Annotated in this window: 1 protein-coding gene; it reads left to right on the plus strand. The window is 33.3% G+C overall.

Features of this window, described 5'->3' with window-relative positions; translation table 11 throughout:
- Positions 1–455 (plus strand): hypothetical protein (locus tag FWJ34_RS19470; protein ID WP_308256978.1); only part of this gene is annotated, 455 nt, incomplete at its 5' end.
- Between the last annotated feature and the right edge of the window lie 131 nt (positions 456–586).

Raw genomic sequence — 586 nt, forward strand, 5'->3', positions numbered from 1 at the left:
AAAATAATCTAGTTAACGAGACTATTACCCCAGAGATACTGATTGAGAATGAGGTTATTGAGAGGGTATCCAGTGGCAAAAATAATAATGAAAGTGAATATGTTAAAAACCTTAATGCTATCGAAGTTATCCCAAAGGTAGTAAATGAGCATGTTAAAGAAGATGTAACTATTGATGAGGATGTATCAGCCCTTAAGGTTACTATTGATGATAACTCCGAGGCAATAACTACCCCAGAGAATACCGAGGTTAAAGAGCAAGGGTTATCAATGGGTAAATTAGCTGAAAGATTCAAGACAAATGAAAATAAAGGTAAGGGTGCATCTAAAACCACTATTAGCAGTAAAGCTAAAGAGTTAAGCAAAGAGGAGTTTATGAACTGGAGTAAAGAAAATGATCCAGAGGGTAAAGCATGGTATCTTAACGAAGCTGATAAATTATTCTACCTTAGTTAAATGTTATAGAACCCATTTGGTATCTTAGGAAACTGCTAGTCTTTTCAACATTAGTCGGATAAAACATAATTTCATCTTTTGTGTGGAATTAAATAATGTTCTTTCAAAATTTTTGACCAAATTCTTACATC

Origin of the sequence: Geminocystis sp. GBBB08 (assembly GCF_016743215.1) — a bacterium.
Taxonomy (GTDB): Bacteria; Cyanobacteriota; Cyanobacteriia; order Cyanobacteriales; family Cyanobacteriaceae; genus Geminocystis.